5 protein-coding genes are annotated in these 9,395 nt (G+C 70.1%); 2 read left to right on the top strand and 3 right to left on the bottom strand.

What is annotated here, in order from left to right; translation table 11 throughout:
* Nucleotides 1-30 precede the first annotated feature (30 nt).
* Together U874_RS0106330 and U874_RS0106325 are read right to left on the bottom strand one after the other, a co-directional pair.
* A complete protein-coding gene (locus tag U874_RS0106330; protein ID WP_025133698.1) occupies nucleotides 31-870 on the bottom strand; it encodes a ParA family protein in 840 nt (279 codons plus the stop codon).
* A 159-nt stretch (nucleotides 871-1,029) separates the two neighbouring features.
* A complete protein-coding gene (locus tag U874_RS0106325) occupies nucleotides 1,030-3,765 on the bottom strand; it encodes a M1 family aminopeptidase (RefSeq protein ID WP_025133697.1) in 2,736 nt (911 codons plus the stop codon).
* 307 nt (nucleotides 3,766-4,072) lie between these two features.
* Here U874_RS0106325 and U874_RS0106320 point away from each other — a divergent pair, with 307 nt between their 5' ends.
* Nucleotides 4,073-7,471 (top strand): pyruvate carboxylase, encoded by a 3,399-nt coding sequence (locus U874_RS0106320; RefSeq protein ID WP_025133696.1) that lies wholly within the window; start codon nucleotides 4,073-4,075, stop codon nucleotides 7,469-7,471.
* 10 nt (nucleotides 7,472-7,481) lie between these two features.
* Nucleotides 7,482-7,973, top strand: coding sequence for a peptide deformylase (gene def / locus U874_RS0106315; RefSeq protein ID WP_025133695.1), 492 nt, complete (start codon nucleotides 7,482-7,484; stop codon nucleotides 7,971-7,973).
* A gap of 60 nt (nucleotides 7,974-8,033) precedes the next feature.
* Here def and U874_RS0106310 read toward each other — a convergent pair whose 3' ends face one another.
* Complete coding sequence (locus tag U874_RS0106310) at nucleotides 8,034-9,335, bottom strand: MFS transporter (protein WP_025133694.1); 1,302 nt, start codon at nucleotides 9,333-9,335, stop codon at nucleotides 8,034-8,036.
* Between the last annotated feature and the right edge of the window lie 60 nt (nucleotides 9,336-9,395).

Here is a 9,395-nt window from a genome sequence, read left to right as displayed (position 1 = left end):
GGGCTCAGTCGTGTGCGGGGTATGAGCGCGTCAGTCGGTGACGGTCGTGGTGGGCGCGGGGCCGTTGCCCGCGCGCGCCGCGTCCATGCCCGCGCTGCGGAGCACTCGGTCGAGGATCAGGTCGAAGTTGCCCGCCATCTCCTGCGACTGCTCGCCCGGCCACATGTGCACGGGCTTCGCGGCGCCCTGCGCCTGCTGCAGCGAGGGACGCTCGGGGAGCTGGGGGGTGAGCACGAGCGGGCCGAACATCTCACGGAGCTCGCGGATGCGGAACTGGTGCTCCATCGACTGCGGCTGCGTGCGGTTGATCAGGATGCCGAGCGGCTGGAGGCGCGGGCTCACGCCGCGGCGGATCTCCTCGATCGCGCGAAGCGCACGGTCGGTCGCGGCGACGGCGAACAGGCTCGGCTCGGCGACGACGAGGACGCGGTCGCTCGCCGCCCACGCGGTGCGCGTGAGCGCGTTCAGCGAGGGCGCGCAATCGATGAGCACGAGGTCGTACTCGGACTCGACGACGGCGAGCGCCTCCTCGAGCTTCCAGATGTCGCGGGCCGAGGGGTGCGGGCCGTCGAAGTTGATGGAGGAGGGGCTCCCGACCATGAGGTCGATCGTGCCGCCCTCGTGGTAGTCGTTCCAACCGCTGTGCGCGATCGCGGCGCGCACCGTCTTCTCCTTGGGGCTCTCGAGAACGTCGGCGACGTTCAGGAAGCCCTCCGGGTTCACGGCGAGGCCGGTGGACACGTCGGACTGCGGGTCGAAGTCCACCACGAGGGTCCGCAGGCCGCGCGAGAACGCGGCCGATGCGAGGCCGAGGGTCACGGTGGTCTTGCCGACTCCGCCCTTAAGGGAGCTCACACTCAATACATGCACAAGATGAGTTTAGTCGATCTGGGCTGGACGTCAGCTAGTGCGCGCGGAAGCTGCTCGCGGAAAGCGGAAAAATGTGGTGCCGTCCCCGACCCGAACGGACGGGGCCGCGGGACCGAGCGTGCGCTCTGATCCCGCGGCCCCGCCGCTCACGGTACCGGGCTACGCGGCGGCTCGCCGCCGTCGTGCAGCCAGGATCACGCCGCCCGCGAGGAGCAGCGCCGCGCCGAGCGAAGCGGCCACGATCGGCGTCGCCCCGCCGGTCGTCGCAAGCCCGGCGTGCTCGATCCGGATCGGGCCCCAGCCGATGACGGTGCCGTCAGCGTGCGCGATCGCGAGTCGGTGGGCGCCGATCTCCGTGTTCGCGGGGATCGTCAGACGCACGGCGCCCTGCGCGTCCACGCGGAGCGTGCCGAGGTGCGCGGGTGACGAGAACAGCCAGCCCTCGACCTCGGTGCCCGCGAGCGCGCGGCCCACGTTCACCGTGATCTGCTCGCCCGGGTGCGCTGTGCTCGGCAGCGAGATCAGGCCCTCGAGTGCCGCGGTCAGCGCGGACTCCGCGGGGGCCACGGGCGAGCCGGTGCCGGGGTCCGTTCCGGGATCGGTCCCCGGATCCGTTCCGGGATCGCTGCCCGGATCGGTTGCGGGGTCCGTTCCGGGGTCGGTGCCCGGATCCGTTCCGGGGTCGGTGCCCGGCTCGGTTCCCGGCTCGACCGCTGCGACAACCTTCGCGGTCGGGGCGCTTTCCACGGTCACGGGGAGGAAGCGCTCCTTCGCGCCCGTGACGGAGACCGTCACGGTCTTGCCGAGCGCGGAGGCATCGAGCGCGAAGGTCTCGCCCGTCGCGCCTGCCACGTCCGTGCCGCCGACGGCCCACTGGGTGGTGAGCGTCGCCCCCTCCATCCAGCCGTCCGTGCGCACGGTCAGCGTCTCGCCGACGCGTGCAACGCCGTCGATCGTCGGCTGCGGTGCGGGAGCGACGGGGTACTCGTCGATCGCGAGCTCGGTGGAGCACTCGGCGCAGGTGCCGCCGAGGGTCGCCACGCTGGCGCTCGGGGCGATCGTGCCGCCCGAGGCCGTCTCGGCGACGGTCGCGGAGAAGGTCAGCTGCGCGCTGGCGCCCGGCTCGGTCGCGGGGACCTGCCAGCTGAGCGTCGTGCCGTCGAGCGTGAGCCCCTCGGGAAGCTCGGCGAGTGCGGCGTTCTCGAGGATCGTCTGCGCGTCCACCGTGATGACCGAGTTCGCGAGCGGGGCGAGCCCGGTGTTCTGCGCGGTGAGCGTGTACTCGACGCGATCACCTCGCGCGAGGAGCTCGGTGCGCTCCGGGGTGGTGAGGCTCGCCGTGAGCTTGTCGGGCCAAGCGGGCTTGCCCGCCTTCATCACCCAGTCCTGCCAGAACGCGCTGAGGTCGCGCCCCGAGAGCTCCTCGGCGAGAGCCTGCAGCTCGGCGCCGGACACGCTCTGCCCGCCGTAGCGGTTCTGCCACTCGCGCACGAGGGAGAAGAAGGCGTCATCGCCGATGCTGATCTTCAGCGCCTCCCAGAACTGTGCGCTCCGCGTGTAGGTCTGGTAGCCGTACAGGAACTCGGAGTCGTTCTGCGCGCCCGGCGGGATCAGCCAGTCCTTCGAGTCGGGCCCGGTGCGGCTCCACGACTCGAAGTAGCTCTGCTCGGTCGACTTCGCCGCGCCGAAGCCCGCGGCGCTGTTGTAGTGGGTGGGGCCCCACGTGGCCATGCCCTCGGCGATCCAGATGTCGGTCCAGTCGGTGGGGGAGACATTATCGCCGTACCACTGGTGCACGAGCTCATGGATGAGCGTGTTCCCGCCCACGGAGCGCGCGGAGGGGAAGAACGAGCGATCCTGCGTCTCGAGCGCGTAATTGATCTCGGACGGCACGCGGTCGATCACGACGCCCGTGCTGTTGCCGGGGTACGGTCCGTAGACCTGCTCGAGATTCTGCGTGATCTCCTGCAGCTGCGCCACCCGGTTGCGCACGGTCGTCTTGTCCGCTGCGGACAGCTTCGAATCCATGAACGACCAGCTCGGGATCGTGCGGCCGTCGCTCAGCTGCACGGAGCCCTCGATGATGTCGTAGCGCCCGATCCCGATGATCGCGAGCTCGGAGGCCATCTGCTTCTGCTGCACCCACTTCCACGTGGTGCGGCCGCCGTCCTCCGACGGGGTGCGCGCCGCGAGCTCGCCGTTGCTGACCGCGGCCGCGGGCATCGGCTCGGAGCCGTCCGCCGCCGCGAGCGTCGTGGGGATGTCGACGGTGAAGGTGTACGTCGCCTTGTCCGCCGGGGTGTTGTTGTGGGGGTAGCCGGCCATCATGCCGATGGGCTGGCCGAGGAGCATCGCGCCGTCGTTCGTCGCGCTCCAGCCCTCGGCGGCGCCGTCCTTGTCGATGTGCGTCACGGGGACGCCGTGGTAGGCGATGGTCGTCGTGAACTCCCCGGAGACGGGGGTCTGCGGGGTGACGATCAGCTTGAACTTGATGGCCTCGGCGTCGACGTCCCGCTCCCAGGCGGCGGGCTGGCCGTTCACCGTGATCGAGTCGATCTCCATGCCCTCGAAGTCGAGAGAGAAGGAGCGGAGCGGCTGCTCGGCTCGCGCGGTCATCGTGGTGGTGGCCGAGTCGATGCGGCCGGAGACGAGGGATCCGGTCTGCACCTCGTCGGGCGTCCACGCGAGCGCGACATCGTAGTTCAGCGCATCGTAGCCGCCGTTGCCCACGTTCGGGACGACGCTGTCGCCCGACGTACGCGGACCATCGATCGCCTCATCGGCGAGCGCGGCGGTTGCGGGGAATGAGAGCAGGCCCGCGGTGAGTGCGAGAACTGCTGCGGTGGCAAGGGGGCGGCGTGCGCGCACGCCTCCGCCCGGGGTCGTGTGTGTCATGTGTTCCTTCGACGGTGGAGGGACAGTGAACAACTGCAGGGTGATACATGAGCGCGACGCGGCTCCCGACCCACAGTAGTTGGGGCCGCACCACCCCCGAAAGGCGGTGCCGCGGCAGAGGCCCTGTAGCCCTCCAGGCCCCGTCTGGAGCCGCAGGCCCGCTCGGACGGCCGCGGAGCTTCGCGCGGCACGGCGCAGATCCTGCGGTATTCCGTGCGCGATCCCCGCGAGCATGTATCTTGATATCGAACGAATCGCGCGGTCTGGGCAACCGGCGACGAGCCGATTGACAGAGAGGTACATCTGCATGTTTAGGAAAGTTCTGGTTGCCAACCGCGGTGAGATCGCGATCCGCGCATTCCGTGCCGCGCACGAGCTGGGCGCGTCGACGGTCGCGGTCTTTCCCTACGAGGACCGCAACTCGCTGCACCGGCTGAAGGCTGACGAGGCGTACCTCATCGGCGAGGTCGGACACCCCGTGCGCGCGTACCTCGACGTGGCCGAGATCGTGCGCGTGGCGCGCGAGTCGGGCGCCGACGCGATCTACCCCGGCTACGGCTTCCTCTCGGAGAACCCCGAGCTCGCCGCGGCGGCCGAGGCCGCGGGCATCCGCTTCATCGGTCCGGGCCGGCTGGCGCTCGAGATGGCGGGCAACAAGGTCGCCGCGAAGGAGCACGCGATCGCCGCGGGCGTTCCCGTGCTGCGCTCCACCCCGCCGTCGACCGACGTCGAGGCGCTCATCGCTGGTGCCGCTGAAATCGGTTTCCCCATCTTCGCCAAGGCCGTCGCGGGCGGCGGCGGGCGCGGTATGCGCCGCGTCGAGCGCGCCGAGGACCTGCGCGACGCGCTCGAGTCCGCCATGCGCGAGGCCGAGTCCGCATTCGGCGATCCCACGATGTTCATCGAGCAGGCCGTGCTGCGTCCGCGGCACATCGAGGTCCAGGTGCTCGCCGATGCGACGGGCGCCGCGGTGCACCTCTTCGAGCGCGACTGCTCCGTGCAGCGCCGCCACCAGAAGGTCGTCGAGATCGCTCCCGCGCCGAACCTCTCCGAGGAGAAGCGCGCCGAGCTCACCCGCGACGCGATCGCCTTCGCGCAGTCGATCGGCTACGAGAACGCCGGCACGGTCGAGTTCCTGCTCGACACGCAGGGGGAGCGCGCGGGCGAGCACGTCTTCATCGAGATGAACCCGCGCATCCAGGTCGAGCACACGGTCACGGAGGAGGTCACCGACGTCGACCTCGTGCGCGCGCAGATGCAGATCGCCGCGGGCGCGACGCTCGCCGAGCTGGAGCTCACGCAGGACCGCATCCAGCTGCGCGGCGCGGCGCTCCAGTGCCGCATCACCACCGAGGACCCGGCGAACGGCTTCCGCCCCGATCTCGGCCGCATCACGGCCTACCGCTCGCCGGGCGGCGGCGGCGTGCGCCTCGATGGCGGCACGATCAATGCCGGCGCGCAGATCAGCCCCCACTTCGACTCGATGCTCGCGAAGCTCACCTGCCGCGGCCGCAGCTTCGAGGACGCGGTCGTCCGGGCGCGCCGCGCGCTCGCGGAGTTCCGGATCCGCGGTGTGGCCACGAACATCCCGTTCCTGCAGGCCGTGCTCGCCGATCCCGCATTCCAGGCGGGCGACGTCGCGACCTCCTTCATCGAGGAGCGGCCCGAACTGCTCGAGATGAACAAGCCCAAGGACCGCGCCACGCGCCTCCTGCAGCACGTCGCCAACGTCACCGTGAACCAGCCGAACGGGCAGCGTCCGGGCACCGTCGATCCCGCCGCCAAGCTGCCGGCGCTCGACCTCTCGCAGCCGGCGCCCGCCGGCGCCCGTTCGCGTCTGCTCGAGCTCGGCCCCGAGGGCTTCGCCCGGAGCCTCCGCGAGCAGACCGCGCTCGCGGTCACCGAGACGACGTTCCGCGACGCGCACCAGTCGCTGCTCGCCACCCGAGTCCGCACGAAGGACCTCGCCCGGATCGCCCCGTACGTGGCGCGGCTCACCCCGCAGCTGTGGTCGGTGGAGGCCTGGGGTGGCGCGACCTACGACGTCGCGCTCCGCTTCCTCGGCGAGGACCCCTGGGAGCGCCTGGCCGCCCTCCGCGAGTCGCTCGGCGATGTGCCGATCCAGATGCTCCTCCGCGGCCAGAACACGGTCGGCTACACGCCGTACCCGGCGAACGTGGCCCGCGCCTTCGTCCGCGAGGCCGCGTCGACGGGTGTCGACGTGTTCCGCATCTTCGACGCGCTGAACGACGTCTCGCAGATGCGCGTGGCGATCGACGCGGTGCGCGAGACCGGAACGGCGGTCGCCGAGGTCGCCATGGCCTACACGGGTAATCTGCTGGATCCTGCCGAGGACAAGTACACGCTGGACTACTACCTCGGCCTCGCCGAGCAGATCGTCGACGCGGGCGCGCACGTGCTCGCGATCAAGGACATGGCCGGGCTCCTCCGCCCCGCCGCTGCCGCGCGCCTCGTCACCGCGCTCCGCGAGCGCTTCGCGCTGCCGGTGCACCTCCACACCCACGACACCCCGGGCGGTCAGCTCGCGACCCTGCTCGCGGCCTCGCAGGCGGGCGTCGACGCGGTCGACGTGGCCTCGGCGCCGATGTCGGGCACGACGAGTCAGCCCTCGCTCTCGGCGCTCGTCGCCGGGCTCGCGAACACGGAGCGCGACACGGGCCTCGATCCGGATGCGGTCTTCGCGCTCGAGCCGTACTGGGACGCCGTGCGCGCGCTCTACCAGCCCTTCGAGTCCGGGCTTCCGTCGCCCACGGGCCGCGTCTACACCCACGAGATCCCCGGCGGCCAGCTCTCGAACCTGCGCCAGCAGGCGATCGCCCTGGGGCTCGCGGACGACTTCGAGAAGATCGAGGACATGTACGCCGCGGCGGACCGGATCCTCGGGCGCATCCCGAAGGTGACGCCCTCGTCGAAGGTGGTGGGCGATCTCGCGCTGCACCTCGCGGCCGTCGACGCGGACCCCGCGGACTTCGAGGCGCACCCCGAGCAGTACGACGTGCCCGACTCGGTCGTCGGCTTCCTCGCGGGCGAGCTCGGCGAGATCCCGGGTGGCTGGCCCGAGCCGTTCCGTTCGAAGGTCCTCGCGGGGCGCACGGTCGACACCTCGGTGGCCCCCGTGAGCGATGCCGACGCGGAGCTTCTCGAGCACGACGGCGCTGAGCGTCGCGCTACCCTCAACCGGCTCCTGTTCCCGCAGCCCACGCAGCAGTACGAGCGGGATCGCGAGCAGTTCGGCGATCTCTCGGTGCTCGACACTCCCGACTACCTGTACGGCCTCGTGCCCGGAGCCGAGCACGCGATCGACCTCGCGAAGGGCGTGCGGCTCTACGTGGGCCTCGAGGCGATCGGCGAGGCGGACGACAAGGGCGTGCGCACGGTCATGGTGCGCGTCAACGGCCAGCTCCGCCAGGTCTTCGTGAAGGACGAGGGCGTCGCGGTGTCGGCGCCCGTCGCCGAGAAGGCCGATCGCACGGTCGCCGGCCAGATCGCCGCGCCGTTCTCGGGCACGGTGACGGTGAAGGTCGCCGTGGGTGACGCGGTCGAGGCCGGCCAGCCCGTCGCGACGATCGAGGCGATGAAGATGGAGGCCGCAATCACGGCGCCCGTCTCCGGCGTGGTCGAGCGCATCGTGTTCGCGGGCACCCGTGCGCTCGAGTCGGGCGATCTCATCGCGGTGATCGCCTAGGATACCGAGCGTGGCAGTTCGAGAAATCCGCCTGTTCGGCGACCCGGTCCTCCGTACCGTCTGCGATCCCGTCGAGGAGGTCGACGAGGGTGTGCGCGCCCTCGTCGAAGACCTCCTCGACACCGTCGCCTTCGATGGCAGGGCGGGGCTCGCCTCGACCCAGATCGGGCATCAGCTGCGCGCGTTCTCGCTGCACATCGACGGTGAGATCAGCTACGTGCTGAACCCGGAGATTATCGCCCTGGAGGGCGAGCCCGTGGCCACGGGGGAGGGCTGCCTCTCGGTGCCCGACCTCTGGTTCGACGTCATGCGCTACCCGCGCGCCACGGTGCGCGGCATGGATCTTGACGGCAACGAGGTCGTGATCTCGGGCGAGGGGCTGCTCGCGCAGGCACTGCAGCACGAGTGCGACCACCTCGACGGCAAGCTCTACATCCAGCGCCTCGACCGCGAGGCGCGCGGCGAGGCGATGCGGCAGATCCGCACGTCGAGCTGGTTCTGAGCCGCATCGCGCGGAACGACGAAACGGCCCCGGGAGCGTGCGCTCCCGGGGCCGTTCGCGCTAGGACCCGGCCCGGATCGGGCGCGTACTGGCCTCCGCGGCCCGTTGGCGCGACTCGTCGGTGTCGGCGCGGGCAGGATCGTAGAGCCTGTCACGAATGCAGAAGAAGGGGATCAGTGCCGCAACAGCGTAGCCCGCGCCGAGGACCGCGAGACCCAGGCCAACGCTGAACGAGTCCGCGACGAGCCCGATCATGAGCGGCGCCAGCATAGCCCCGACTCGCCCGAGGTTGTAGGCGGCGCCCGTCGCGGTCCCGCGAAGGTCCGTGGGGAAGCTCTCGTTCATGTAGGTCCCGTTGACCGCGAACGGAAGTCCGTAGACAAAGCCGAGGCAGATGAGAAAGGCCACGATGTTCTCGGGATTCTGTGCCAGGTAGATGATGGGGAGGAGCGCCGCGGTGAGAACACCGCCAGCGCTGAAGACCCACCTCCGGCCGAGGCGGTCCGCCAGCCATCCCCCCACGAGCCTGCTGAAGAACCCTGCGAGGTAGGTGCCAGACACGTAGACGGTCATCGAGCTGAACTCGACGCCAAGATCGCTGGCCACGTATGAGGGCAACCAAGTGTTCACGCCGTAGTAGCCGAACTGCAGGCACGCGGCGGTGACCGTCCACAGCAGGAACATCCTCCGTGCCACTGGGTTCTCCCACATCAGCCGCCAGTGATTGCGGGCCGCAGCTGTCCGGTCGCGGCGGAGTGCTTTGGCTCGACGTCCCTCCCACCCGCTCGGCTCCGGGATGCGCTTGCGAATGTAGACGGCAAGCGCCACGGGGAAGATCGCGATCCAGTACATCCAGCGCCAGCCGTGCGCTGGGATGATGACACCGGAGAGGAGAGCGGCCAGCATGTACCCGAGCGAGTACGCGGTCATGAGCGCTCCCATGGTGAGGCCGCGGCGCTTCGCGCCGGTGTACTCCGACATCAGCATCATGCAGATGGTGTATTCGGCGCCGAGCCCCATCCCGGTGATGAACCGGATGACCATGAACTGCCAGGGCTCCTGAGTGAAGCCCAGCGCGAACGAGCCGAACGAGAAGACGATGATCATGACGGCTGCCATGCGAACTCGTCCATAGCGGTCCGCGAGATAGCCGCCGCAGATGCCTCCGATGCCCATGCCCGCGAGTGAGGCGGTTCCGAGCAGCCCGGCCTGAGCATTCGTGAGTCCCCATTCCTCGCGAAGACTGGGGAGCGTGAGCGCCAGCATCTGCAGGTCGAAGCCATCAACGAGGAGGCCGAGAAAGCACGAGGAGAAAACGGCGATCCAGATGGTCGTGGGGTTCGTGTACTTGGTGGTGGTCATGTGACTCCCTCATCTCATACAGCATTGGATGAAACGGGACACACGCATCAGGGATGCGCG

Source organism: Leucobacter sp. PH1c (assembly GCF_000633415.1).
GTDB lineage: Bacteria > Actinomycetota > Actinomycetes > Actinomycetales > Microbacteriaceae > Leucobacter.
Note: the sequence above shows the minus strand (reverse complement) of the source record. Positions and strands in the feature narration are given on the sequence as shown.

Bases quoted from the DNA above. Each gene is read 5' to 3' on its own strand.
- U874_RS0106325 (WP_025133697.1), bottom strand. From the start codon at position 3,765: ATGACACACACGACCCCGGGCGGAGGCGTGCGCGCACGCCGCCCCCTT.
- U874_RS0106320 (WP_025133696.1), top strand. From the start codon at position 4,073: ATGTTTAGGAAAGTTCTGGTTGCCAACCGCGGTGAGATCGCGATCCGC.
- U874_RS0106310 (WP_025133694.1), bottom strand. From the start codon at position 9,335: ATGACCACCACCAAGTACACGAACCCCACGACCATCTGGATCGCCGTT.